Source organism: Halomonas sp. KX33721 (assembly GCF_001596805.1).
Classification (GTDB): domain Bacteria; phylum Pseudomonadota; class Gammaproteobacteria; order Pseudomonadales; family Halomonadaceae; genus Vreelandella; species Vreelandella aquamarina.
In genome coordinates, this window is the sequence record NZ_LVIA01000030.1 from 16139 (window position 1) to 42049 (window position 25911).

General features: G+C 56.3%; 23 protein-coding genes. 5 read left to right on the forward strand and 18 right to left on the reverse strand.

The features are described 5' to 3' along the window. Window positions 1-53: 53 nt before the first annotated feature. The 3 genes from hslO to yrfG form a co-directional block, all read right to left on the reverse strand. Window positions 54-929, reverse strand: coding sequence for an Hsp33 family molecular chaperone HslO (hslO, locus tag A3220_RS11730; protein ID WP_062374996.1), 876 nt, complete (start codon window positions 927-929; stop codon window positions 54-56). A 66-nt stretch (window positions 930-995) separates the two neighbouring features. Further along, window positions 996-1385: a ribosome-associated heat shock protein Hsp15 gene (gene hslR, locus A3220_RS11735; protein ID WP_044630370.1), complete on the reverse strand. Its 390-nt coding sequence runs from the start codon at window positions 1383-1385 to the stop codon at window positions 996-998. 25 nt (window positions 1386-1410) lie between these two features. Then, complete coding sequence (gene yrfG / locus A3220_RS11740) at window positions 1411-2088, reverse strand: GMP/IMP nucleotidase (RefSeq protein ID WP_044630371.1); 678 nt, start codon at window positions 2086-2088, stop codon at window positions 1411-1413. A gap of 70 nt (window positions 2089-2158) precedes the next feature. On the opposite strand from yrfG, the gene nudE reads away from it, so the two are divergent. After that, the gene (gene nudE / locus A3220_RS11745) at window positions 2159-2773 is read left to right on the forward strand and encodes an ADP compounds hydrolase NudE (RefSeq protein ID WP_044630372.1); all 615 of its coding nucleotides are present in this window, start codon (window positions 2159-2161) and stop codon (window positions 2771-2773) included. A gap of 246 nt (window positions 2774-3019) precedes the next feature. Here nudE and A3220_RS11750 read toward each other — a convergent pair whose 3' ends face one another. The 12 genes from A3220_RS11750 to nrdR all read right to left on the reverse strand — a co-directional run bounded on the left by A3220_RS11750 (window position 3020) and on the right by nrdR (window position 17745). After that, window positions 3020-4075 (reverse strand): oxidoreductase, encoded by a 1056-nt coding sequence (locus tag A3220_RS11750; RefSeq protein ID WP_054641304.1) that lies wholly within the window; start codon window positions 4073-4075, stop codon window positions 3020-3022. Between the two features lie 76 nt (window positions 4076-4151). Next, on the reverse strand, window positions 4152-5996 hold the full coding sequence (ilvD, locus tag A3220_RS11755) for a dihydroxy-acid dehydratase (RefSeq protein ID WP_062374998.1): 1845 nt from the start codon (window positions 5994-5996) through the stop codon (window positions 4152-4154). Window positions 5997-6126: 130 nt separating this feature from the next. Next, window positions 6127-8298 (reverse strand): PAS domain-containing methyl-accepting chemotaxis protein, encoded by a 2172-nt coding sequence (locus tag A3220_RS11760; protein WP_062375000.1) that lies wholly within the window; start codon window positions 8296-8298, stop codon window positions 6127-6129. Window positions 8299-8458: 160 nt separating this feature from the next. Continuing rightward, window positions 8459-10918 (reverse strand): endopeptidase La, encoded by a 2460-nt coding sequence (lon, locus tag A3220_RS11765; protein WP_062375002.1) that lies wholly within the window; start codon window positions 10916-10918, stop codon window positions 8459-8461. Window positions 10919-11035: 117 nt separating this feature from the next. Continuing rightward, window positions 11036-12289 carry a DUF945 family protein gene (locus A3220_RS11770; RefSeq protein WP_062375004.1) on the reverse strand — a complete coding sequence of 418 codons (1254 nt, stop codon included), beginning with the start codon at window positions 12287-12289 and terminating at the stop codon, window positions 11036-11038. A gap of 96 nt (window positions 12290-12385) precedes the next feature. After that, complete coding sequence (locus A3220_RS11775) at window positions 12386-12859, reverse strand: phosphatidylglycerophosphatase A (protein WP_044630377.1); 474 nt, start codon at window positions 12857-12859, stop codon at window positions 12386-12388. Beyond that, window positions 12856-13833 carry a thiamine-phosphate kinase gene (gene thiL / locus A3220_RS11780; RefSeq protein ID WP_062375006.1) on the reverse strand — a complete coding sequence of 326 codons (978 nt, stop codon included), beginning with the start codon at window positions 13831-13833 and terminating at the stop codon, window positions 12856-12858. The genes A3220_RS11775 and thiL overlap by 4 nt, the downstream gene beginning before the upstream one ends. A 34-nt stretch (window positions 13834-13867) precedes the next feature. After that, window positions 13868-14371: a transcription antitermination factor NusB gene (gene nusB / locus A3220_RS11785; protein ID WP_044630379.1), complete on the reverse strand. Its 504-nt coding sequence runs from the start codon at window positions 14369-14371 to the stop codon at window positions 13868-13870. Then, complete coding sequence (gene ribE / locus A3220_RS11790; RefSeq protein WP_044630380.1) at window positions 14368-14856, reverse strand: 6,7-dimethyl-8-ribityllumazine synthase; 489 nt, start codon at window positions 14854-14856, stop codon at window positions 14368-14370. The genes nusB and ribE overlap by 4 nt, the downstream gene beginning before the upstream one ends. Before the next feature lie 4 nt (window positions 14857-14860). Then, window positions 14861-16027 (reverse strand): bifunctional 3,4-dihydroxy-2-butanone-4-phosphate synthase/GTP cyclohydrolase II, encoded by a 1167-nt coding sequence (ribBA, locus tag A3220_RS11795; protein ID WP_058578375.1) that lies wholly within the window; start codon window positions 16025-16027, stop codon window positions 14861-14863. A 72-nt stretch (window positions 16028-16099) separates the two neighbouring features. Next, entirely contained in the window at window positions 16100-17248 is a 1149-nt protein-coding gene (ribD, locus tag A3220_RS11800) for a bifunctional diaminohydroxyphosphoribosylaminopyrimidine deaminase/5-amino-6-(5-phosphoribosylamino)uracil reductase RibD (RefSeq protein WP_058578376.1), read from the reverse strand. Then, window positions 17248-17745, reverse strand: coding sequence for a transcriptional regulator NrdR (nrdR, locus tag A3220_RS11805; RefSeq protein WP_044630383.1), 498 nt, complete (start codon window positions 17743-17745; stop codon window positions 17248-17250). Before nrdR ends, ribD begins: the two co-directional genes overlap by 1 nt. A gap of 260 nt (window positions 17746-18005) precedes the next feature. On the opposite strand from nrdR, the gene A3220_RS11810 reads away from it, so the two are divergent. The 4 genes from A3220_RS11810 to A3220_RS11825 all read left to right on the forward strand — a co-directional run bounded on the left by A3220_RS11810 (window position 18006) and on the right by A3220_RS11825 (window position 22228). Beyond that, a complete protein-coding gene (locus A3220_RS11810) occupies window positions 18006-19766 on the forward strand; it encodes a sugar phosphorylase (RefSeq protein WP_062375007.1) in 1761 nt (586 codons plus the stop codon). A gap of 98 nt (window positions 19767-19864) precedes the next feature. Further along, window positions 19865-20680 (forward strand): TlpA disulfide reductase family protein, encoded by an 816-nt coding sequence (locus A3220_RS11815; protein ID WP_044630385.1) that lies wholly within the window; start codon window positions 19865-19867, stop codon window positions 20678-20680. A 52-nt stretch (window positions 20681-20732) separates the two neighbouring features. Next, window positions 20733-21515 (forward strand): thiol:disulfide interchange protein DsbG, encoded by a 783-nt coding sequence (gene dsbG, locus A3220_RS11820; RefSeq protein WP_044630386.1) that lies wholly within the window; start codon window positions 20733-20735, stop codon window positions 21513-21515. A 284-nt stretch (window positions 21516-21799) separates the two neighbouring features. Continuing rightward, on the forward strand, window positions 21800-22228 hold the full coding sequence (locus A3220_RS11825; RefSeq protein WP_058577277.1) for a transposase: 429 nt from the start codon (window positions 21800-21802) through the stop codon (window positions 22226-22228). A gap of 173 nt (window positions 22229-22401) precedes the next feature. Here the strand turns inward: A3220_RS11825 and A3220_RS11830 are convergent, their stop codons facing one another. The 3 genes from A3220_RS11830 to A3220_RS11840 all read right to left on the reverse strand — a co-directional run bounded on the left by A3220_RS11830 (window position 22402) and on the right by A3220_RS11840 (window position 25898). Beyond that, the gene (locus tag A3220_RS11830; protein ID WP_058578389.1) at window positions 22402-23703 is read right to left on the reverse strand and encodes an IS1380 family transposase; all 1302 of its coding nucleotides are present in this window, start codon (window positions 23701-23703) and stop codon (window positions 22402-22404) included. Between the two features lie 513 nt (window positions 23704-24216). Then, complete coding sequence (locus tag A3220_RS11835) at window positions 24217-25239, reverse strand: c-type cytochrome (RefSeq protein WP_062375009.1); 1023 nt, start codon at window positions 25237-25239, stop codon at window positions 24217-24219. After that, on the reverse strand, window positions 25236-25898 hold the full coding sequence (locus A3220_RS11840; RefSeq protein ID WP_062375010.1) for a c-type cytochrome: 663 nt from the start codon (window positions 25896-25898) through the stop codon (window positions 25236-25238). Before A3220_RS11840 ends, A3220_RS11835 begins: the two co-directional genes overlap by 4 nt. Window positions 25899-25911 lie beyond the last annotated feature (13 nt).

Sequence of the window (25911 nt, forward strand, 5' to 3'; positions counted from 1 at the left end):
AGGGTAACAGCAAAAGACCTGAACAGAGCTGGCCCTATGCGCCGACTACACAATTAGTGAATCACCGGCGGTGGCGCGCCTGGGTCCTCCAACAAAGTTTCAATATCCGCTGCGGTGTAGTGATATTTCGTATGACAAAAGTGACATTGGGTATCAATCGCGCCCTGTTCGCGCAAAATATCCCGAAGTTCATCCTTGCCAAGGGTGTAGAGCGCATAACTCATGCGCTCCCGCGAGCAGGTGCATCCAAAGCGCAGTGCTTTGGGGTCGAAGACCCGCACGGTCTCTTCATGATAGAGGCGATACAGCACTTCTCGCTGCTCTAAGCCCAGCAGCTCTTCTTGCTTGATAGTATCGGCTAGGTGAACGCTGCGCTCCCAGGCGTCTACATCCTGGTTTTGCGACGCATCCGGTAAGCGCTGGAGAAGCAGCCCTCCTGCCCGTTCGCCGTCAGCAGCTAGCCAAAGCCGCGTGGGCAGCTGCTCCGACTGGCCGAAGTAGGCTTCCAGACAGCCGCCCAGAGTATCGTGATCCAGCCCGACGATGCCCTGATAGCGATGCCCCTCTTTAGGGTCTAGGGTAATCACGATTTGGCCGTCCCCTACCAGCTCGCGGAAGCTAGCGTGTTCGCTGGGCAGTGCGGCGTCTTCGGCAATACGTGCAATGGCCCGCAGCTCGCCGCCGGGGTTGGACTCTGCCATTAACAGGGCGAGCACTCCCTGGCCGCGCACTTCGATACTGAGCGTACCATCCAGCTTAACGGTATCGGTCAATAGGGCGACCGCCGCTAGCAACTCACCCAGCAGTTGGTTAACTGCGGGTGGGTAGGCGTGGCGGTCGAGCACTTCGTGGTAAGCCGTGCTGAGCGTAACGATCTCGCCACGCACGTTAGTTTGGTCAAACAAAAAGCGTTGAATTTGATCAGACATAAAAAGACCATGGGAGGAGAAGTAGGAGGAGAAGTAATAGGAGAGCACAGCAGGGTAAGCGGCTGCTTACTCCCCTTGCTGGCGCTGGAAGCGCTGGATATCGCGCCGCTGTTTTTTATCAGGGCGTTTAAGCGGGTGCTGCATGGCTTCGTTGGTTAAGCGGCGCGCTTCGGCCTCTTTGGCACGACGTTTAGCGCTATCTTCGGTTTCCGCATAGAGCTTACGCGCTTCCGGTGCGCCTCGACGCTGGTCGGATAGCGCGGTCACTTCCACCTCGAAGATATCCCAGCCTTGCGGCACACGGATCAGCGCACCCAGCTCAACGTTCTTACTGGTTTTTACACGAGCTCCGTCGTAATGGACTTTGCCGCCTTCAATGGCTTTTTTGGCCAGAGCACGGGTTTTAAAAAACCGCGCTGCCCATAGCCACTTATCCAAGCGAACGCTGTCACTCATTCACGCTCTCCTAATGTGTGTGAACTCAGATGTGTGAGCGCTGCCCTGGCAACTCTGCGGGTAGCAGCTGGGCAAATCGGTCAAGGGCAATAAATTCCTGTAGCTCTTTCTCTGGGCGTTGGCTGTCAGGCTGCTTAATACCTAACAGATGCTTGATGCCAAACTCGCGAGCGCTCTCTAGCACCCGGGCATTATCATCAATAAACAGGGTGCGTGCGGGGTCGAATGGCTCGCGTTCTTGAAGTGCAAACCAGAAGGCTTGCTCCTCTTTCGCAGCCCCCACGTCTTCTGATGAGATGATGGCGTCTAGGTAGTTTTCCAACCCCGTGAGCGGGAGTTTTAATGCGAGACTTGCGCGGTCGGCATTCGTAGCAAGTACCACTCGGGGGTGAGCTTGCTTGAGCCATGTCAGGAAGTCCAAAGCATCGCTGCGTAGCCCAATCAAGTGCTGCACTTCGCGCTTGAGGGCAACGATATCCACGTTCAGCTCGCGGCTCCAGTAGGCAAGGCTGTACCAGTTCAGTGTGCCCTGCTCACCCATAATGCGTGCTTTGAGCGCATCCTGACTGGCTTGGTCTAGCTGGTGCAGCTCTACGTAGCGCCGCGGCAGGTGCTCAAGCCAAAAGTGGCTGTCGAAGTGAAGGTCTAGCAGCGTGCCGTCCATGTCGAGTAGGACGGTATCGATCTCGCGCCAATCAATCATTGCCGCTCCAGTCTTAAAGAGTAAGCGTGCTATTGTAGCGTAACCCGTTTTTTGCAGCCACGGAGGCATGATGTCACGCGACGACACAACAACAGGCGATACGCTAACCGGCTATCCGCGCAAGCCGCAAATCTTAGGCCGCCAGCGCGTCGCCCAAAGCCGTCTATTTCAAATTGAGTCACTGGATTTGCGCTTCTCTAATGGGGAAGAGCGACAGTTTGAGCGTTTGACGGGGGCTGATCGCGGTGCGGTGATGATTATTGCCATGCCCGACCCGGACCATGTGCTGCTCATTCGGGAGTATGCTGCGGGGTTCGAAGATTATGTGCTGACGCTTCCCAAAGGCTTGGTCGACCCCGGCGAAGACATAGTCACCGCCGCCAACCGCGAGCTGATGGAAGAGTGCGGCTTCGGCGCGCACCGCATGGAACCCTTAGTGGAGCTTTCGCTAGCGCCCAACTACATGCGCCACCGCATGCAGGTGTTGATGGCAACGGACCTCTACCCCAAACGCTTACCGGGTGACGAGCCCGAACCGCTGATTGTAGAAACCCATGCTATTGAAGAACTGCCTGCACTACTCTTGCGCGAAGACTTCCACGAAGCCCGCGCCATCGCCGCGCTCTATATTGCGCGGGATAAACTACGCGAAGAGAAGCGCCGTGGCGGGATGGATTTGCTCTGATACCTGCCCCTCGTACCGCTTTACTGTAAGAAATACAGCATTATTTCCCATTTACGCTTAGAGCCATCTTCGGCACCCCTAACGGGGTGCTTCGCGGGTGCGCTATCGCTTACCACGCGCTACAAGGTGCCTATCTTAAGTACTTGGAGCTCTGTAGCGCGGCGTAACGAATGAGCGAGAGCAACGAGCGAAAGAGGCACCCGCGGGGCGGCGAGTAGCCGCCTGGAAGGTGCCACTGCTGCGTTGCTATAGGTGGTGTTTTAGCGGGATCCAGCGGCGTTGGCGGTGGCTGTCCAGGCCGGCTTCCAGTAGTGCCATACAGCGCAGGGCGTCATCGATGCCTACCGGCAGCGGTGCTTTATCGCGAATGGCAGCAGCTACGCCCTGGTAATAGGCGAGATAGTCGCCCGGCAGTGTGGGGTGTTCGTGGCGTACCAGCGGTGCTCCTTCGCCTTCCCCGTCGCGCAGTGTCAGTGTTCCAGGGGTATCTTCTCCCCAGGCGGGTGCCGGGGTCTCTCCCGCTTTTAGGCGGTCTTCCTGCGGGTCTAAGCCGTATTTAATGTAGCTACCCTTGGTGCCGTGGATGCGGTAGCGCGGCGTGGGTTCCGCCACCAGCGTACCGGCGCTTAGGCTGACGCGGCAGCCGTCGTATTCCAGCAGCGCGAGGAAGTCGTCATCGGCTTTGGCTTCATCGCGCCGCACGCCGAGCTCTAGCAAAATGGCGTTGGGCGTGCCGAATAGCTCGCAGGCCTGATCTAGCAGGTGCGGGCCTAGGTCGTACCAAATACCGCCCCCTGGAGTGGCTTTTTCCCGCCAGCGGTCGCGCACTTCAGGACGAAAGCGATCAAAGCGCGACTCAAAGCCGGTCATCCGCCCCAGCGTGCCTTCCTTTAAGAGCGCCTGAATGGTCAGGAAGTCGCTATCCCAGCGGCGGTTATGAAATACCGAAATCAGCCTTTCCTTATCCACCGCCAGGGCTTTTAGCTGCTTTGCTTCTGAGAGTGTGACGGTAAAGGGCTTATCCACCACTACATGTTTGCCCGCAGCGAGCGCCGCTTTGGCTAAGGGGAAGTGGGTATCGTTCGGCGTGGGAATCACAATGAGATCAAGGTCTGGGCGCTTACATAGCGCCAGCGCTTGGCTCTCTATTTCCACGTTAGGCAGGTCCGCCTTCACTTTGGCCGCATCACTGGAAGAGACAGCCACTAAATCCAGCCCTGCGGTCGCTTGAATCAGCGGGGCGTGAAACGTCTTGCTTGCGAAACCATAGCCAACAAGGCCAACGTTGATGATCGCCTTCATTACAATCCTTAATCGATGTGACGGTTCAGGTTGGCAAAAAAACAGCCCGCACGAGACGGGCTGTTTGATGGAGAGATTAATCTAGCTTAGAGAGGTCGCGCACCGCGCCTTTATCGGCGGAGGTGGCGAGTAGCGCATAGGCTTTGAGCGCAGGGGTAACCTTACGCGGGCGCTGCTCGACCGGCTTCCAGGCATCTTTGCCTTTGGCATCCATGGCTTCACGGCGTTTAGCCAGCTCGGCATCGCTGAGTTGCACGTTGATGGAGCGGTTGGGGATATCGATCAAGATGGTGTCGCCCTGCTCGACCAAACCAATCGCGCCCCCTGCTGCCGCTTCCGGAGAAACATGACCAATCGATAGGCCCGATGTACCACCGGAGAAGCGACCATCGGTGAGCAGCGCACAGGCCTTGCCCAACCCTTTCGATTTCAGATAAGAGGTCGGGTACAGCATCTCTTGCATGCCGGGGCCGCCTTTGGGGCCTTCGTAGCGGATGACGACCACATCGCCCTCTTTTACTTTGCCATCTAACACGTCGGCCACCGCTTGGTCTTGAGACTCCACCACGTGGGCTTTGCCTTCAAATACCAAAATGGAGTCATCAACCCCTGCGGTTTTCACCACGCAGCCATCCAGCGCGATATTGCCGTAAAGCACGGCCAGGCCGCCCTCGCGGGAGAACGCGTGCTCCAAATCGCGTATACAGCCGGTGGCGCGGTCGCCATCCAGGCTTGGCCAGCGGGCGCTTTGGGAGAAAGCGGTTTGAGTCGGTACACCGCCAGGGCCAGCCTTAAAGAACTCAACCACTTCTGAGCTAGGCGAGCGCATGATATCCCACTCTTCCAGCGCAGCCTTCAGGCTATCGCCATAGACAGTCGGCACCGAGGTATCCAGCACGCCTGCCCGGTCCAGCTCACCGAGAATGGCCATGATCCCACCGGCACGGTGGACGTCTTCGATATGGTACTTCTGGGTATTGGGGGCCACCTTGCACAGCTGCGGCACTTCACGGGAAAGGCGGTCGATATCCGCCATGGTGAAGTCAACTTCTGCTTCCTGAGCAGCTGCTAATAGGTGAAGAATAGTATTGGTAGAGCCGCCCATGGCAATGTCGAGCGTCATAGCGTTTTTAAACGCCGACTTATTGCCAATCGCACGGGGCAACAGGTGGGCCTCGTCGCCTTCGTAGAAACGTTTAGCGAGTTCGACAATACGGTGACCGGCATTTTCAAACAGCCGACGACGGTCTGAGTGGGTTGCCAGCACGGTGCCGTTACCTGGCAGCGCCAGCCCCAATGCCTCCATTAAGCAGTTCATGGAGTTGGCGGTGAACATACCTGAACAGCTGCCGCAGGTGGGGCAAGCACTGCGCTCTACTTCCGCCAGCGTTTCATCATCCACACTGTCATCGGCAGCCATGACCATTGCATCTACCAAGTCTAGGCCGTGGTTGAGCAGCTTGGTTTTACCGGCTTCCATCGGGCCGCCTGATACAAAGATCACCGGAATATTGAGGCGCATCGCGGCCATCAGCATTCCTGGGGTGATTTTGTCGCAGTTGGAGATGCACACCAGTGCATCGGCGCAGTGGGCGTTACACATGTACTCGACGCTGTCAGCAATGATATCGCGGCTCGGCAGCGAATAGAGCATGCCGTCATGACCCATGGCAATGCCATCGTCCACGGCGATGGTGTTGAACTCTTTGGCTACGCCGCCCGCTTTTTCAATCTCACGCGCCACCAGTTGGCCCATGTCTTTTAGATGCACATGACCGGGTACAAACTGGGTGAAGGAGTTGGCGACCGCAATAATCGGCTTATGAAAGTCGTCATCTTTCATACCGGTGGCACGCCAAAGGGCACGGGCGCCAGCCATATTGCGGCCAGCGGTGGTGGTACGGGAGCGATACTCAGGCATGGTGTCCTCTACATCTTTATCATGGCCTGCCGCATACGTGGCAGCAGGCAGTTGAATCCAGCGGCCTTAGATTGTGGCATGAGCGCACCGCTGAGACTAGATGTAGAGGACAACCAACGGGGGTTAGCGGTTAAAACTCATCCCACTCATCAGCACTCGTGCTGGTGCTCTGCCTACTGGCCTGCTGCTTGGAAGATTTGCTGCTCGACAGGCGAGGCGCTGCTTGCTTGGCCGCCTTTTGAACGCTGCTAAGCTTCTCACGGGCAGCACTAATGCTCTCTGCTTGCGCTCCCTCCAAGCGGAAAGCATCAACCACGTTAGCCAGTTCAAAGGCTTCCAGGGCAAGGTTGTCTGCTGACGCGGCGATAGACTGCACTTTGGAGGCGTTTTGCTGAGTCACGCTATCCATTTCCGCAATCGCCGCATTAATCTGCCTAATACCGCTACTCTGCTCGCTGGAAGCGGTACTAATGGAGGCCATTAACTCACTCACACGGCTTACCTGCTCCACGACGTTTTCGATGGCACTTTCTGCTTGCTCCACCGCACTACGCCCCCCTTGCACTTCCTGTGTCGTGCTGTCGATCATCTTGCGAATTTCCTGAGATGCATCGGCACTGCGGCTTGCCAGCACCCGCACCTCGCTGGCAACCACCGCGAACCCGCGCCCGTGCTCACCGGCTCGCGCGGCTTCTACCGAGGCATTGAGTGCCAAAATATTGGTTTGGAAGGCAATGCTATCGATAACCCCTATCATTTCAGTCATCTTTTCGGCACTTTTGGCGATGCGCTGCATACGTTCAACCAACTGCTCCATCTGCTGACGAGTAGCTCGCGTACTGGTAGCATTTTGTTGGGCAAGCTCTGTGGCTTGGCGAGCATTATCGTTATTTTGCTGAACGGTTGAGGTCATCTCTTCCATGCTGGAAGCCGTTTGTTGCAGCGATGACGCTTGTTGTTCGGTTCGCGTCGCCAGCTCCTCGTTTTCGGTGGCAATTTGCTGAATGGCGGGGGTGACGACCGACACGCGGTTTTCCACATCACCAACGATGCTAGAGAGACTAAAGCGCATGGTATCCAGCGAATAGAGCAGCTCGCCTAGCTCATCATTACTTTGACGGCGCTCCCGTGCCGCTAAGTTACCCGCCGCAATTTGGAACGTCATATAGCGTGCCCCCGCTAAGCTGCGGAAGACAGATTTCAAGATAAATACGCTGAGGGCGACCAGCACACACAGGCCAATCAGCATCAGCACCAACTGCGCAATAAACATCTGCTGGCGACCCTGGCGAGCATCTGACATCAAATTGACCGCGCCAGCACGCTCGTAGTCGACCAACTGGCTATTTAGCTCGCGAATCTCGGTAGTCGCGGGCAGCACTACGCTATTGAGCGATTCAAATGCCGCAAACCCATTGGCTTGCCCAACGGCTTCAATGGCGCTAGCAACACCATCACGCCAAGTGCTAAAGGCAGCATTAAACGCTTCTACACTCTCTTCGGGTGCACTACTGGTTTGGCGGTACTCTTCCCACAGCTGCTGAGCGGTCTGCGTGCTGCTGGTGAGACTGGCAGACACTGCGTCCATATCCACTCGACGTCGGTTTCTTACCGCAGGCTCCAACTGCTCAACGCCCAAACCAATGTGACGCTCGATTAACTGCAGGTCAGCTACTGCCTCAAGACCTGCGCGGTTGAGAGTTTCAAGCCGCTCTCCAGAAGCATTTAAGCCATACAGCCCTAACCCGCCCGATAAACCCAGCAGGACCACTGCAACGACAACCATGCCGGTTAACTTGGCTTTTAAGCTTGTGAACTGAAAGCGCGCCACAATACCGCCAAGGCCTCGGCGCGTTAACGCCCCTTGGTGGAGAGCATAGCGGCGGGATTTACCCTTTTCGCGTATCTCCGCATACACTCGGTCTGCCAAGGCGATCTGTTTATCCGAGGCTTTGCGGCGTAAAGAGGTGTAGCCAACAATGCGGTCGCCATCTCTCAAAGGTGCCACTGTGGCATTGACCCAGTAGTGATCACCATTTTTACGGCGATTTTTAACCGTTCCCTGCCAAGCGCCACCTGCCTGAATGGTTTTCCAAAAATCGGCATAAGCGGCTTCGGGCATATCGGGGTGGCGAATTAAATTATGCGGCGCGCCAAGCAGTTCATCCCTTGAATAGCCGCTGACTTCCACAAAGGCTGCGTTGGCATAGGTCACATTACCTTTTAAATCAGTGCGTGAAATAAGCACGGTCTCTTCATCAAGCACATATTCGCGTTGGGTAACGGGCTGGTTATTACGCATAGAAGCTCCCCAGGGGCATTTTTTAATAATTTGATTTTTCTTTATTATCCAGAATTAGCGGGGCACTTAACCAGTAAACAGATGTAAAAAAAGCGCCGCTCTCTTCAGAGCGGCGCTTTTAATGATTTTATTGCTTGTGTAAGCCCATCATGCTGGCCAGCTACTTGAAGACCACATTAGCAACATCCCGGTAGCGATTAGCAAAGTGCACCGCCATCCCCTCTTTTAGGTAATCCGGTAGCTCCTCGTAATCACGGCGATTTGCCTCAGGCAAGATGACCTCAAAGATATCGCTGCGCCGTGCGGCAATCACTTTTTCGCGGATACCGCCTACCGGTAGCACCTGGCCGGTGAGGGTTAACTCACCGGTCATCGCCAACGGGCGAGTGATGGCTTGATGTTTAGCCAACGACAGTAGCGCGGTGGTCATGGTTACCCCGGCAGAGGGGCCATCCTTCGGCGTGGCTCCTTCAGGCACGTGGAGGTGAACAAAGGCAGAGTCAAAGAAATCTGCATCCGCACCGTACTCCGCCAAATGCCCCAAGGTGTAGCTGTAGGCAATATTGGCCGACTCTTTCATCACATCGCCCAGCTTGCCGGTTAGCTTGAAGCCGCGATCTAACGAGTGGACTTTGCCTGCCTCAATGGGCAAGGTAGCGCCACCCATCGAGGTCCAAGCAAGCCCTGTGACGACCCCTTCGCCTTTCAGGACTTTCTCTTTACGGAAAAGCGGTGCGCCCAGGAACTCTTCCAGGTTCTTGACCGAGACCTTGACGGTTTCAACATCTTCTTCCAGCAGTTTCACCGCGGCTTTGCGCACAATGCGGTGCAGCTGTTTTTCTAACTGACGTACGCCTGCTTCACGGGCATAGCCGTCAATCACCTGCTTCAGCGCCGCATCGCTCAAGTTAATGCGCCTCTTCGACAAGTTGTCGCGCTTAAGCAGCTTGGGCCAGAGGTGATGCTTGGCGATCTGCAGCTTCTCTTCAGCGATATAGCCCGACAGGCGAATCTGCTCCATACGGTCGAGCAACGGCCCGGGGATGCTATCCAGCGTGTTAGCGGTGCACACGAAGAGCACCTTGGAAAGATCCATCCGCACGTCGAGATAGTGGTCGAGGAAGTCAACGTTCTGCTCGGGGTCAAGCACTTCCAGCAGCGCCGAGGCGGGGTCACCCTGGAAAGATTGACCCAGCTTATCAATTTCATCCAGCATGATGACCGGGTTTTCTACCTCAACCTCTTTGAACGCCTGAACGAGCTTACCGGGCATTGCGCCTACATAGGTGCGTCGATGGCCTTTGATTTCAGCCTCATCCCGCATACCGCCCACCGAGAAACGATAAAACTTACGTCCCAGCGCTTCGGCAATGGAGCGGCCAATGGAGGTTTTACCGACCCCTGGCGGGCCAACCAGCAGCACAATCGAGCCGCCTACATCGCCTTTAAAGGTGCCCTCGGCAAGGAACTCGACTATCCGCTCTTTCACGTCTTTTAGGCCATCGTGGTCGCGGTCGAGGACTTCTCGAGCATGGGCAAGATCCAGCTTATCCTGGCTGGTTACTCCCCAAGGCAGCGAGGTTAACCAGTCCAGATAGTTGCGGGTAGTGCCATACTCCGGCGAGCCCGTTTCCAGCACGCTGAGTTTATTGAGCTCCTCATCGATACGTGCCTGAACCCGCTCTGGCACCACCAAGGATTCCAGCCGGTTTCGGAAAGTATCCACGTCGTTTTCGCGGTCATCTTTAGAGATGCCCAGCTCACGCTGAATCACCTTTAGCTGTTCGCGTAGGAAAAATTCCCGCTGACGCTCCTGCATCTGGGCATTGACCTGCTCGCTGATTTCGCTTTGCAACTGGGCAACATCGATCTCTTTGCGCAGCAGCGGCAGCACTTTGTGCATGCGTTCAGCAACAGGCAGCGTGGCCAGTACATCCTGAAGCTCTGGACCTTTGGCCGAGGTAATCGCCGCAGCGAAGTCGGTCAGCGGGCCGGGCTGATGGGGGCTAAAACGGTTAAGGTAGTGTTTTAGCTCCTCCCCGTAGAGCGGGTTAATGGGCAGCAGCTCTTTAATGCCGTTGATGATCGCCATGGCATAGGCACGGGTCTCTTCATCTTCGGCATTGACCGGCTCTTTCGGGTAAGTCACTTCCACCAAGTAAGGCGGCTCTTTGGAGAGCCAGCGCTGAATTTTAAAACGCTGCAACCCCTGAGCAATGAACTGAATCTGTTGACCTTCGCCTTTGAGCTTATGCACCTTCACTGCGGTGCCAATCTCGGGGAAGACTTCATGATCCAGCGACTCAACGCCATGCTCCCCAACAAACGCAACGCCGATAGTGTGGTGTGGCGTGTTATTGACCCGGCGCATGGTCTCTTCCCAGCGCTCGCGGTTAATGACCAGCGGCTGAACCTGGGCAGGAAAGAAAGGACGGTTATGAATCGGTAGCAGGTAGATGCGCTCGGGCAGCATCTCACTGGCAGGCACTAGCAAATTTACCCGCTCCCCATCAGAGCGGTAACCGTTGCTTTTGGGGTTATCTTCTTGAGAATCGTGCGACTCACTCTCAGTAAGCCAGTCTTGATGTTCGTGTTCTCGATCGTAATCCTGGTCGCTCATGCGCCCTCCCATCAACAGTCACTAGTGGCTTGGGCCACTCAGCATTGCTAAAGGAATGTGGGCACACAGGGAAAACTTCAACCCTCAAGGCAATTTAGCCAATGGTTATGAAAGCATTCATGGCCAAAGCGTCGGCATAGGGCGGCCATTCACACGCCATACTCCACGAACGACATCAAACTGCAGATCCCGCGTGCCTAAAGGCAAGCCCAACCAAAGGGCGGCAACCGTTGGGGCATCATGCCAAATAAAATCGCCGTCGATGCGCTCTAGCCAGCGAGCACGTTCATCGGATTTACCAAGAGCCGTGATACTTAACTCATCCAGGCGGCGCGCATCAAAAAACAGAGCCCCCTCGGCATCCACCTGCAAGCCAAGCAACGGGCTATCAATATCAATAGTGGTAACATCTAAGCGCGGAGAATTACTGAGTACCTGGAGCAAATTTGGCTCTAAGCGTGACAATAAGCCTTCTGCCATAGGCAGGCTAGCATCGCCCCAAGCAGCCTCCTGACGCAGCCGACGAATGGTTGCCCGCACTGCATCTCCGTTTAGCCGGGAAAGCTCCGCTTCTATACGGCCGCTTAACAGCGAGGTATCAGGTGCTTCGCTAGGCACACGCACATCGCCAATAATCAGCTCGCCCTTCAAGCGCAGCTCACTCTCATCCAGCTCCATATGGCTATGCACATCTAAGGGTGTGACATGAATATCGTAAGCGGGATAGCGCAGCGCTAAACTTTCAATATGCAGATGGTCGCGCTGAGCAAAATGGTAGGCATCTTCAATATAGGTATAACGGCTTTCTAGCTGGGTTGGCCCCAGCGTGAGTTGGGCAAGGCCATCGGTCAGCGTGAGCTGTTCCAGCAACCCGCGCAAACGCCAGTCACCAAACAGCCCCTCTAGCCGAACGCGAGCACCACGAACCGCCAGCTCACGCCCGCTCTGCTGAATCACAAAGGGCGCCAGGGCCAGACGCAGTTCGGTGTGCCCACTCAACGTTTGGTAGCGGCCTTGCCAGCGTGGCACCGAAGGCGCCGAGACCTCACCCACCGCTTTCTGCAATACACTATCCAAGCGCGGCAATAGGGTGCCTTCAACATCCGTGCTGAGCACACCATGACGGGCCCGGTAGGTCAGTTCCAAACGCCAAGGCCGACCTAAAAGAGGAGAAAGAACCAGCCCTCCACGGGAGGTTAGCCACCCCTGGTGGTTCTCAATTCGACTGACACGCCACTCGCCCCGCGCCTCCAGATCTTCCAGCGCTTGGCGTAGGCTACGTTCAAAAAGAACGCTGGATAGCAGTTGCGCGACCATCCAGATCACGGCCACGGCCGCGAGGATAGGCACGATCAAACGTTCCTTGCGCATGCTATCTCCTTGAATAGCCTCGCCAAGAAGGCTTCGCTCCATACAAGCAGTAGGCGTGCAACACAGTAAGCATAGCAGTTGATGCGCAGGCTTAACTTAATGCAGCCAAAACCAAAGGTGCATAGTACTCCAGGCGTAGACCCCTGCCATCACATCATCAATCATAATGCCAAAGCCACCGGCTACTCGGCGGTCAGCCCAGCGAATGGGCCATGGCTTAAAGACATCGAAGATGCGAAATACCACAAACCCCCACAGCGCTGCCTCCCAGGAGAAAGGAACCGCTGCCATGGTAATCCAGTAACCAACAAACTCATCCCATACGATCCCTGAGTGATCATGCACCCCCAGGTCATGAGACGTTTTATCGCACAGCCATACGCCAACCACAAAGGCTGCCAGCACAATGCCTAGGTACCAGCCTAGCGTCAGGTCGGCCATCATCCAGTAGAAAGGAATCGCAGCCAGAGTACCAAAGGTGCCCGGTGCCCAAGGCACCGTGCCACTGCCTAGGCCAAAAGCAAAAAAGTGGGTGGGGCGCCGCCAGACGCTCGCCGGTGCTCGGTTCATTGGGCACCCCCACGAAAATGCTGCCAGCCAGTCGCCCCTTCTACAGGCACTCCCGTCACCCCAAGCGCTTCGGTGCAGCGGCCAATAATGCTAAGCGAAAGGCCTAACTCGGCCAGCTGCATTTGCGCTTGAGCAACCTTGGAGGGAGGTAGTGTCACCAGCAGTTCGTAGTCATCACCGCCAGATAGCGCTGCGGTTAAGGCCGCTTCGCTGCCCAGCACTTCGGCTAATCCTTCGGCTAGGGGTAGCGAGTCGGGCTGCAAAGCGACACCTACCTGGGACGCTTCCCGCAGATGCGCCAGATCCGCTAGCAGGCCATCGGAGATATCCATCGCCGCTGTGGCCAATCCGCGTAGCGCAATGCCGGCCTTTAGCCGGGGCTGAGGCAAGAGATAGCGCTGTAGCAACGGGTGTTTCAGGTCGCGTTCACCCTGTTGCCACAACGCTAGCCCGCCAGCACCGCCACCTAATGCACCGGTCACGGCCACCACATCGCCCACCTGCGCGCCCGAACGCGTTATAGCCGTGCCAGTAGGCACTTCGCCCATCACGGTGACGCTAATGCTGAGCGCGCCAGAGGTAACATCGCCTCCAGCGAGTGTCGTCGCGTGCTGCTGGCAAAGCGTGTGAAAACCGCTGGCATAATCGGCAAGCCACTGCTCAGCGGCAGTGTCATCTTTAAAGGCGCGCTGATCCAAGGTGATAGCCATCAAGCACCAGCGCGACTGAGCTCCCATCGCGGCTAAGTCGCTGAGTGCCACGGCTAACCCCCGGTGTCCTATCGCATAGGCGGGGGCATCGTGGGGAAAGTGTACATCGACGACGGATGTATCAACACTCACCGCCAGCTGCTGCCCCGCCTGGGGTACCAATAGAGTGGCGTCATCGCCGCATCCTAGGGCAACGCCATCTGTCGCTTGTGCCTCCTGCGGCGACATAAAGTAACGTCGAATCAGATCGAATTCGGCAAGCACAAAGGCCCCTTAAACGCTTGATCAGGCGGCCCGCTTACAAGCGGCGGGCGCTGACTTCGGCACTTCGTAAGCGGTTTGCCAGCTTATCGAGAATGCCATTCACGTATTTATGGCCGTCGGTGGCGCCAAATGATTTTGCCAGCTCAACGCCTTCGTTAATCACTACGCGGTAAGGCACTTCCATTCGCCGGGAAAGCTCGTAAGCGCCGAGACGAAGAATCGCCAGCTCCACCGCGTCCAAATCTTCCAAACGGCGATCAAGCAATGGGGCAATTTCACGGTCCAGCTCGGTTTTGAAACGCACCGTGTTATGCAGTAGCTCATGGAACAGCGCTTTGTCCGCGATTTCCATGACCTTTACCCAGTTCTCATGATCTTCTAAGTCATCGTCAGCCACTTGGCTACGAAACTCAGCTTCAATCGTGGTAATGGACTTACCGGTCATCTGCCACTGGTAAAGCCCCTGTACCGCTAACTCCCTTGCGGCGTGACGCCCCTGCTGTGCCGCAGAGGGCTTGCGCTCACGACGCTCGCTCATTGAGAGTCTCCTACCGGCAACGCGCGCAGTAGAGACACCATTTCCATCGCGGCCATCGCCGCTTCGGTGCCTTTATTACCGGCTTTGGTGCCTGCACGCTCAATGGCTTGCTCAATAGACTCAACGGTTAATACGCCATTGGCTACGGGCGTATCAAACTCAAGTTGGAGATGGTTAATAGCCGTGTTGCAGCCACCCGCCACGTACTCAAAATGTGGCGTGCCGCCACGAATGACCGCACCGAGGGCAATCACCGCATCCGGCTTCATCACATTGAGTACACGCTTCACGGCCAGGGGCAGTTCCCACGCGCCCGGCACATGAACGATATGGATATTTTCCACATCCACACCGTGGCGTGTCAGGCTATCGACGGCACCTTCCACCAAGCTATCGACCACGTGGTGATTAAAGCGGCCCACCACGATGACATAGCGTCCATCAACGTCTACAAAAGTGCCTTCAATTTGCGAAAGGGGTTGCATCAATTTATTCCTGCTGAAAAGTTGGCTCATACGCCGTGTCATTGGGCCCCAGGCGCTCGACTACTTCAAGACCAAACCCAGAGAGCGCTGAGAATTTCCACGGAGAGCTGAGTAGCCGCATTTTACCAACGCCTAAGTGGCGCAGAATCTGCGAGCCAGTACCAATCGTTAAGTAGTTGCCAGAACCGTCTGAGTCGTTGGTACGCGGCTGGCGTACGCGATCCAGAAAGATATCTAGCTGGTCTTTCAAATCTTGATTAGGACGCCCATCATCAATCAGTACAAACACACCGGCCTGGGCTTGGGCAATTTCATGAATAGCGCGGTTGGCATCCCACCGACACTGCTCACCCTTCATTAAGCCCATCACGTCGCGCAGCGTATCGGCAAGGTGCACACGTACGGTGGTGGCCTGCTCCGGCGTCGGCTGCCCTTTTACCAGCGCCAAATGGTGCGCACCTTGAATACGATCACGGAACACATGTAGCGCAAGCTTGCCGTGAACGGTCGACACCTGAGAGGTTTCTATATGGTCCACCGTTTGCTCGTTCACAATACGGTAGTGGATCAGATCGGCAATGGTGCCCATCTTAATACCATGCGTCTTCGCAAACACTTCCAGTTCCGGACGACGCGCCATACTGCCGTCATCGTTCATAATTTCACAAATCACACCGCTGGGATCAAAGCCTGCCAGCGCTGCCAAATCACAGGCCGCCTCCGTATGACCGGCACGGCGAAGCACGCCGCCCGGCTCGGCCATCAGCGGGAAAATGTGCCCTGGCTGAACGATGTCCGAAGGCTTGGCATTCGGTGCAACGGCTGCCTGCACAGTGCGCGCGCGGTCAGCCGCTGAAATACCGGTCGTGACGCCTTCGGTTGCCTCAATAGAGAGCGTGAACTTGGTGCCAAAGCCTGAGCCGTTGTCCCGTACCATCAGCGGCAAGTTGAGCTGCTCGCAGCGCTCACGGGTCATCGGCATACAGATCAAGCCGCACGCGTAGCGTGCCATGAAGTTGATATGCTCAGGCTTCACCATTTCGGCGGCCATGATGATATCACCTTCATTCTCGCGATCCTCATCATCCATGAGAATCACCATTTTGCCCTGGCGAATATCGTCCACCAGCTCAGCGATAGGGGATAAGCCCTCAGAAGAGGAGTGCGCCATGGAATCTCCAAAAAATGTGGTCGCATCGTATGCGATTTCGGGCGTCAGGGTACCTTGCAATGACGGCTTGCGCTAGTCAGCGTGAGGGGTGGCGGTGATCCACCAGTCTTGCCCAACGGTTCGCGACTCTTTAATCGTCAAGCGTTTCTGATCGGCCATCTGGGTAATTCCCGGCAGTGCAAATAGTGGCCTTGCTTCACCGCCTAATAGCGTAGGAGCGACAAATAGCTGCAGCTCGTCGACTAAATTCGCCTCCAGTAACGCTCCTGCTAGCGTTGCGCCGGTCTCTACCAACAGCTCGTTAACCTGCTCATTATCCGCCAGCCAACGCAGCATGTCAGCCAGCGCAATACGACCGCCTTCGGCAGGCAGCACCTGAATCTCAGCACCCGCCGCCGCCAGTTTACGCCGTTTCTCTTCGCTATGCTGATCGGTGGTGATAATCAGCGTGCGCCCTGGCTCTCGTAGGCAGGCCGCGGCAAGCGGTAAACGAAGGCGCGAATCCAAGATCACTCTTAGCGGCTGGCGCTGCACGATCTCGGCGGCGTTATCCAGTGCCAGTTGGTCGGCACGCAGCGTTAAGCGTGAATCATCCATAATGATAGATTCCACGCCGCTCAGAATAGCGCTTGAGCGGGCGCGCAGCCGCTGCACTTGGGTGCGCGCTTGCGGGCCGGTAATCCACTGGGACTCCCCCGACCCCATGGCGGTACGGCCATCCAAGCTCATCGCCATTTTCAGCCGCACAAAGGGGCGCTGACGCTCCATACGGGAAATAAAGCCCGGATTCAGCGCCCGGGCATCTGCTTCCAACAGGCCTACCTGCACCTGAATGCCTGCTGCTTTCAAATACTCAATACCGCCACCGCTGACCTGGGGATTAGGGTCCCCCATCGCCACCACCACGCGCGCAACACCCGCTTGCGCCAGCGCCACCGCGCAGGGCCCTGTTCGCCCGGTATGTGAGCAAGGCTCTAGCGTGACATAAGCGGTGGCACCCTGGGCGGCGCTGCCTGCCGCCTTTAGGGCGTGAATTTCTGCATGGGGTTCTCCCGCACGCACATGGTATCCCTCGCCCACAATGCTGCCTTCCGCGCTGCCATCAAAGTGCACCATCACACACCCCACCCTGGGGTTGGGGTCGGTGGTATAAAGCCCGCGTTTGGCTAGCTGGATAGCGCGAGCCATGTAGCGATAGTCGGCGGTGGAGAATTCACCCATTACGATGCTCCGTGCTGTGTCCCACTGCCCTCTGGCTCATCCGTGGGCTCTTGGGAGAGGCGGTCGATTTCCGCCCGGAACTCGTCTAAATCCTGAAATTTACGATATACCGAGGCGAAACGAATATAGGCCACTTGATCCAAGCTACGCAGCGCTTTCATCACCGCTTCACCAATCTCACGCGCGTTGACTTCACGGTCGCCACGGGCGCGCAGCGTCTGGCGAATACGCTCTACCGACACTTCAATCGCTTCAGCGCTTACCGGGCGCTTTTCCAGCGCGCGCAGCATACCGTCGCGTAGTTTCGCCTCATTAAAGCTCTCGCGAGAGCCGTCGGATTTTACGACCCGCGGCATAATCAGCTCAGCGGTTTCATAAGTCGTAAAACGCTCTTGGCAGTTGGCACACTGACGGCGGCGGCGCACCTGGTCGCCTTCCGCCACCAGCCTGGAATCTGTCACTCGGGTATCATTTGCACCACAAAAAGGGCAATGCATGGCAGTCAACCTATTATCAGTACGCACTAGTAGCTGTGCGTGCAGCGTGTCAGCCTATACGAATAAAAAACGCTACAAGGCTTCATGCCCTGCCCGTTATTCGCCATTTTATAAACTGTTTTATCGCCTATTGTCAGCGGCAGCCTTATCGCTGCCCTTAGGGCGTAGCTGTGTTATACAACGCGTATCAACACGGTATTGTAACGATTTGGCACACAAGCTGCAGCGTTTGTCGAAGGTTGATTTATAGGACGCCCTTTATGACCCCTTTCGAGCAGACCGTTCACCACTACCTTACCCACCTGTATGGCCCCCGTGCGGGGGAAGTACAGCGGCGTATTGACCAGCATCTTGCGAATTTTCGTACCGCCTCGACGGCTTCCCCACCCGCTAACACGGCGGGCCACGATGCACCAACATGGAGCGAAAAAGATCAGTGGGTCATTTGTTACGGTGATTCCATCTTGGATGAAGGTACGCCGCCTTTAGCGGTGCTGGATACTTTTCTACAGCGCTATCTGGGGGATGCCATTAGCGGGGTTCACGTACTGCCCTTTTTCCCCTGGAGCAGCGACGACGGCTTTTCGGTGATTCACTACCGCGAGGTCAATAGCGAGCTGGGCGAGTGGGCGCATATCCAAACGCTAGCCAGCCACTATGACTTGATGGCTGATTTAGTGCTGAACCATGTCTCCAGAGAGTCGCTCTGGTTTGTGGATTACCTGACCGGCAGCCTGCCCGGTCGCGACTACTTTATCGAAGTGGATCCGGATACCGATGTCTCCCAAGTCACCCGCCCGCGCAGTAGCCCACTTCTAGTGCCGATCTCTACGCGCCGGGGTACGCGCCACGTGTGGGCGACTTTCTCGGAAGACCAAATAGACCTCAACTTCGAAAACCCGGATGTGTTGTTAGAGTTCGTGGGTATTCTGCTGTTCTACCTACAGCAAGGGGTGCGCATTATTCGCTTGGACGCGGTGGCGTTTTTGTGGAAGCGATTGGGCACCTCCTGCATTCACCTGCCGGAAACCCATACCGTTGTGCGCTTACTTCGCGCCATCGTGGATGAAATAGCCCCCGGCACGCTGCTGATCACCGAAACCAACGTGCCCCATGCCGAAAACATCAGCTACTTTGGCTTGGAGCGATTAGCGAAAGGCGCGCCCGATGAAGCCCACATGGTGTACCAGTTCGCCCTGCCGCCCCTGCTGCTGCACACCCTCACCCGCGGCGAAGCGACGACGCTGCAAACGTGGTTAAACAGCTTGCCGGTGCTGCCTGAACAGTGCACCTACTTAAACTTCACCGCGAGCCACGACGGTATTGGCGTACGGCCGTTAGAAGGCCTGTTGCCTGACCATGAACGCGACGCACTGCTGGAACTGATGCATCGTTTTGGTGGCTTTGTCAGCATGCGCAGCAACCCTGATGGCAGCGACACACCCTACGAAATTAACATTACCTGGTTTGAGGCCATGTGCGGCACCCGCCGCGGGCCAGACCCGTGGCAAATTGCGCGCTTTCTATGCAGCCAAGCGATCATGCTCAGCCTACAAGGAATACCCGCACTCTATATCCATACGCTCACCGGCACGCTAAATGATGTCGAAGGTGTGGAGCGCAGCGGCCGCTTACGCTCGATTAACCGTCGCCGCTGGCAGCTTGATGAGCTGGCACTGCTGCTGGAGAGCCCTTCCACCCCCACCCATGACGTTTTCCATGCCCTGCACCGGCTACTAGTGCAGCGTCGCCAAGAGCCCTGCTTTCACCCCAACGCCCCGCAGCGCGTGATAGAAACGCCACCCGAGCTGCTAGCCATTGAGCGCGGGCCACTCCGTAACGGGCGCCGCCTACTCGCGCTGTATAACGTCACCGATGTTAAGTTTGATCTCGCTCACGCAGGCGATGCCCTGAACCAAGCGCTTACCCAGTACCACTGGCAGCCGCTAGACCCGCTGACAGCTCACCACGAAGAAACACTGCCGCCCTATGCCGTCCGCTGGCTGGCTGCTGAAGCATAAGGCTTGCGACATAACGACTCAGGGCAACGAGAGATAATCGTTAAATAATCTTGTTCTGACACACTTACGCTAAACCACTGGTGAAAGCGTGAGTGACTATGTTGCAGCAAAGTGTTGCGATTGGCCCCATGGGGTTTAGTCTGCATCAATTGATGATTGGATTTGCCTTTTTACTGGCCCTGCTAGCGGGTGCGCTTATTGGCCAACGGCATCGCGTGGCGGTCAGCGATACGTTATTTACCCTGCTATTTGTGGCGCTGGTGGCCGCACGCCTCGTCTTTGTTGTGCGTTACTGGAGCGACTATGACAGCATGCTATCGCGCTTAGATATTCGCGATGGCGGCTTCGATATACTCGGTGGTATAGTGGCGGGCCTTAGCTACGCTGGATGGGCAATATGGCGCTCACCGCGCCAACGAGTACCGCTTGCCGGGGCGCTTTTGGTAGGCGGTTTAGCCTGGGGCTTGACAGCTGGCAGTACGCTACTGATCGAACAGCAGGCACGCCCACTGCCCACTACTCCGCTTGCTACGCTCAACGGCGAGCCTATTACCCTGCCCAAACTTGCTCAGCAGGAGCAAAAGCCCATGGTAGTTAACCTATGGGCAAGTTGGTGCCCGCCATGTATTCGTGAAATGCCGGTGTTTGAAGAGGCCCAGCAACAAGCGCAGGACATTACCTTTGTGTTCGTTAACCAAGGTGAAAGCCTTCAACACATTCATGCGTTTATGAGCGAACACGGCTTTGATTTGAAGAATGTATGGCAAGACCCGAGCAATGCCCTGGGTCAAACCACCGGAGCCCATGCCATGCCCACAACGCTTTACTACAACGCGGATGGACAGCTCGTGAGCACCCATTTTGGCGAGCTTTCCCGCGCCACTTTGCAAGATGGCCTTTCGCGTATTCGCTAATATATTTTGCCTCGCGGCACCCACACCAAGCCGTTTTCATAAGGATAGTGCTATGCAACGTGTTTTCTTACCCCATGTTGGCCGTTTCGCTTTACTTGCCGCGCTGGGTAGCGCAGCGGCAGCCAGCCATGCCGACGAGCTACCAGCCCCCGTGCAGGCGCTGGCCAACCAGGGCTTAACGATCCATGGGCAGTTTGATGCGCCGGGCGGAATGCGCGGCTTTGGGGCCAGCGTGCAAGGGCAAGATATGGCGATTTATTTAACACCTGATGGAGAACACGCCATTATTGGCACGCTGGTAGACAGCGAAGGCAGCGACATGACTGAGGCACAGCTTGACGAGCACGTACGGGCACCCTTAGAGGCCGAAACCTGGAAGCTGCTTGAAGAGAGCCGCTGGATTCAGGATGGCGACCCGGATGCCCCACGCGTCATCTACACCTTCACCGACGCCAACTGCCCTTACTGCCGTCAGCTGTGGCAACAAACACGCCCCTGGGTAGAGGCTGGTGAGGTTCAGCTACGCCATATTATGGTCGGTATTCTCGCCCCCAATAGCCCTGCGTTAGCCGCTACCATTCTCGGCGCTGACGACCCCTCCGCTGCCCTGCACCGTCACAGTGAAGGTGATGAGCTCTCCCCCAGCGCACAGCCACGGGATATCGAAGAGCAGGTATATGCCAACAACCAGCTCTTTGAAGAGCTAGGCCTCTACGCCACCCCCACCAGCGCTTTCCAACGTGAGGCTGAAGGCGGCACTGTGCGTATTGACCGAATCCAAGGCCTCCCCAGCCAAGAACGCCTCATTGAGATGATGGGTAGCGAAGCGCCTTAACAAAAGAAGTGGGAGGCCAATTTATTGGGCGACGGCGTCAGCCGCCCTTAGCCTGCCGCAGCACTGGTGCCCTAACCGTCGCGAGCTGAAGCTCCCTCCCACACCTGACTGCTTGAGGGGTGAAGAGCCTGATGTGGGAGGCCAATTTATTGGGCGATGGCGGCGTCAGCCGCCCTTAGCCTGCCGCAGCAGTGGTGCCTTCATCATCGCGAGCTGAAGCTCCCTCCTACAGAAAATGCTACACAGCATGTGCTAAGTTAATTAAAAATTATAGGGAGCATATAATGAACAGGAGCCATCTGCTTCGCCAAGGGAGGCAATCAATCCCGAATGCTCACTACTTAGTCACTGCGACGACCCGCCATCGTCAGCAGGTTTTTACTAATTTTCATACTGCCTGTTGTGCATCCAGGCACTTTTACCACCCTCGCGTGAGCGAGCTGGCGACAACTTTTGCTTTTGTTGTTATGCCAGACCATATCCATTGGTTGCTTCAGCTAAATGGCGACCTTTCTGAGGCTGTGAGACGTTATAAGGCTTACGTATCGCTGAATATTGGCAGGCGTCTTTGGCAAGATGGCTTTCACGATCGAATGATTAAAGATGAAGCATCGCTAAAAGCAGCTGCTAGATATATCGTTGCCAATCCTCTAAGAGCCAATTTGGTCGAAGATATAGGAAAGTACAGCTATTGGGATGCTATTTGGCTATAAGTCACATCCTAGCCTGGATTTCTCATAGTACCTCAGCCAGTACCGCACTCAGGCTGTAACACCGCTAAACACCTACTGGCTCGACTTACATCGGCTACTTTTTAACCACTTTCCGGCGTTCAGACACACTTCCCCCTTCCCCCCATTGCGTCGGGCCGGGGGCGCCCGAGCAGTCAGTTAGGAACCAACCGCCTGACGAGATCGGATAGCGCCGTTTTATAGGGGTAGCTGTCACTCATGAGTACTCGGATTCGACGCGTATTGCGGATGATGACCGCGCCTACTTTGATGAGCTTGAGCCTCAGGTTGCTCGGACTCATGCGCGCGAAGGGCGTGTGCTTCAGATAAGTCCGTAACCGCTCGAACAGCGTATAAGCGAAGCCCGACAAGATCAGCCGCCACTGATTGGCCCACCAGTGCGTGCTGGAGGTCCGGTCAGCAAACAGGCTCAGTTGTTGATCCTTGATCCGGTTCTCCATGTCACCCCGGGCACAGTACTGCTCGTAGTAAAGCTTGAAGCCATCATCGTAACGGGAACTGATGATAAACCGGGGATTAGAGCCTAACTCGCCTTCTTCTAGGCGGGCCACCACCCAGCGTGAGTATTTCCAGGAGTGGGCTTGATACTGGAAGCGGAACGTCCCCGCTACTTTCCCTCCCACCTGCCATTGGGTCTTGCGCACCAGCATCATGGGGACGTCCACTTCCTTGAGCAGCCGGCTGTTCTTGGCGATTCCCACGATGTAGTCGACGTGATGCCGATCGCACCAGTTCAGCATCCGGGGACGACAAAAGTGGCTATCACCTCGTAACACGATGCGCGTATCGGGCCAGTATTGACGGATAAAGCGTACCAGTAAGGCGAGGATCGCCCAGCTATGGCGGCTGTCGCTGCGGTCACTGGTGCGCAGATAGCTCACCAGTAAGTGGCGCCCACAGAAGACATACAGTGGGAAGTAGCAGTGGTGATCGTAATAACGGTTAAAGAACTTGCCGGGTTGCTCGCCATGCACGGGGATGTCGGTGCCATCAAAGTCCAGCACGATCTCCTTTGGTGGTTCGTCATGCTGTTCAATGAAGTGATGCCACAGCAACTCATGGGCCTTCACTATTGCTTGCCGATCGGCGTTCTGCTCCACCCGGCACAGCGTTGACTTGCCTGCCAGCGTATCCTCTTCACCGAGCGCTGTCTGGAGGGCCTGATCATAGCGCAGGGCCTCATGGTCGTTGAAATCTTCGTAGCCAGCAGCGACACCGAACACCCGCTGACGAACCAGAGTGTCGAGCTTATGACGAACCTGTTTCGGTGCACGGGGGTCATGAAGCACGGTGGCCAAGCGGCGTGTCAGGCGATGGTGTTTATCGACTTCACGAAGCAGGAGTAATCCGGCGTCCGACGTAATGTGGCCCCCGGAGAAGTCGGCTTCAATTTGGCGGCGTGAGAGTGGCGAGAAGGTCAGCTTTTCAGGTACCATTTTGGAAGCGGCTGTTGGTGCTTGATGGATTGGTTAGGTTCTTGAAATCATAGCACTTTCAGCCGCTTTCTTTTATACCCTGTGAGAAATCCAGGCTAGAATACAAGTGTAAACAACCAGCCGTTTGTCGATTAGAAAAAAACCAGAGGTGGGAGGCCAATTCATTGGGCGACAGCGGCGTCAGCCGCCCTAGCCTGCCGCAGCACTGGTGCTCTAATCGTCGCGAGCTGAAGCTCCCTCCCACACAGTCATTACCTACTCCTCAGATAATACTGACCTTAACCAGAACAAAACTTTTGCACAGCAGAAGCTCCGTATTATTGGCCCAAGCCAATAGCTAGAGAGATAAGATCACTGATCGAACAGCGGCAAACTCAACAGTGGGAGGCCAATTTATTGGGCGACGGCGGCGTCAGCCGCCCTTAGCCTACCGCAGCACTGGTGCCCTAACCGTCGCGAGCTGAAGCTCCCTCCCAAACACTCCTGACGCTCTCTCCTGCAATACGTTCAAGCTTACTCCTCAGAGAGATTTTCGAACCGTGGCATGCCAACGTTCCAGGGTTGGATGTCACCTTTCTCGCCAAAATTAGCGTGGTCGCCTAGCACATGGCCGTCATGCTCGCGGGTTTGGCCGTAGAGCGAGCGGTTGTGGAATGTGGGGCCGAATCGCTCGGCGGTTTCTGCAACATCGCCGGTGTAGCGCGGATCTTGGGGGCGCTCTTGGCTATTGATGTAGTAAGCGATATCCCACGCTTGCTGGCCGGTTAACGAGCGCGGCTGGCCCAGCGGCATGTTTTGATAGATAAACCCAGCCATGGTTTCTACCCGTGCAATACCGGCCCCCCAGTTGTTAGAGCCATCGCCCCAAGGGGCGGGGAAAACATATTCGCCGTTTTCATAGTGCCCAGAGCCATCTTCTTGGTGGCAAATGGCGCAGTTTTCCTGGTACGCCGCCTCGCCTCTGGCATAGCTGGGTGTTTCAGGCTGTTCAGGCGCTGGGAAACCACGGCCATAGATCGGCTTATCGGGGTACATCGGCGCACCGGTGGCGAGCCACTGGTGGTAGGCGCTAAGCGCCAGCATTTCGTCGCTACCGTACTCGGGCGGTGTGCCGTTCATGGAGTAGGCAAAGCAGCCTGCAATGCGCTCTTCCAGGTTGTTCACATGCTGATTTTTGCCGCGAAAATCGGGCAAGGTGATGGCAGCTGCCCATACCGGCGCGCTAAACGGTACGCGGCCCTCTCCTAGATGGCAGCTTGAGCAGTTCATATCGTTAAAAACGTACTCGCCTCTTAGCTGCTGGGTATTGGTAAATAGGTCATAGCCGTAGCGAATGACTTTTTTAAGCTCTGGATGGAGATCCGAGTCTTCCAAGTCTTCCATGGTGGGCGGTTCGTGTACTAGCTGATTCAGCGCGGCATCGGCCCGCTCCTCCTGCTGGGCAAACGCATTCGCTGCGTAGAGGCTCAAACCGGTGCCCACTGCAAGCGCGCTGCTGGATAGCGCGATCACTATATAACGATGGTAGTTACTCATTGTGTGGCCTCCCCTTCAGCGGCGGGCTGGGTGGCGTACCACGCGGAGACCGCCTGAATATCCTCTTCACTCATACGCTTGGCAATCGCCCCCATTAGGTTTTGAGGGTCGTTGCTGCGTGTGTCACTCTTCCAAGCGTTTAGCTGTGCACTGATATAGCCCGCATGTTGCCCCGCGATGCCGGGGAACGTCTCTCCCACCCCCTGGCCGCCCGGGCCATGGCAACTCTTACAGGAGACAATATAAGCGTTCCAGTCGCCCCGTTCGGCCAGCTGCTCGCCGCGAGCCAGCAGCGCTTCATCGGCATTGTCGCCGCCTTGGCCTGGCGTCGCGGGTAGCTGGCTGTAATACGCCGCCACGTCGGCAATTTGCTGATCGTCGAGCATATTGGCGAACGTCACCATCGTCGCGTTCTGACGGTCCCCGGCTTTAAAATCGTGCAGCTGCTTAGCGATGTAGTTGGAATTTAAGCCTGCCAAGCGCGGCCAGGATTCGCCGCCGGGAATGTTCATGCCTCCTCCGTTAGCTTGATGACAGGCCACACATGTCGCCGATGCCGCTTCACCCCGCTCGGCATCTCCCTCTTGAGCTATGCTGCCACTCGCCATCAAGCAAGCGCCCATCAGCAGGCTAAGCCTGCCCCACATTGATGTTTTCATTACTCCCCCTGAT